The following is a 355-nucleotide window of genomic DNA, read 5'->3' as shown; positions in this document are numbered from 1 at the left end:
TACCGCCCCCCCGACGGATGCGCCTGCTGACAGCCGTGGAGTCGGCGGGCGGTCTGGCCGCGGCCGAGATGAGCCACGACGGTCTGCCCTGGCGGCCCGACGTCCACGACGAGGTCCTCACGAAGCTGCTGGGGCCGCGGCCGCACACGGGGCAGCGACCCGCCGTCCTGGCCGAGCTCGCCGCGCGCATCAGCGGCGCGGTCGGGCGCGATGTCAACCCCGACTCGCCGGCCCAGGTACTGCGGGCCATGGCGTGGATCGGCCATCCCGTCGAGTCGACCCGCTCCTGGGTGCTGGAACGCGTCGACCACCCCGTGGTCCCCCTCCTGCTCCGCTACAAGGAGCTCTCCCGCTT

The 355-nt window shown here is 74.1% G+C and carries 1 pseudogene; it reads left to right on the top strand.

The window, feature by feature from the left end:
- Positions 1-355, top strand: a pseudogene (locus tag D471_RS34010) (bifunctional 3'-5' exonuclease/DNA polymerase); the annotation flags it as partial.

The sequence above is a fragment of the Nocardiopsis lucentensis DSM 44048 genome (assembly GCF_000341125.1).
GTDB lineage: Bacteria > Actinomycetota > Actinomycetes > Streptosporangiales > Streptosporangiaceae > Nocardiopsis > Nocardiopsis lucentensis.
This window is presented reverse-complemented; position numbering and strand designations above follow the sequence as displayed.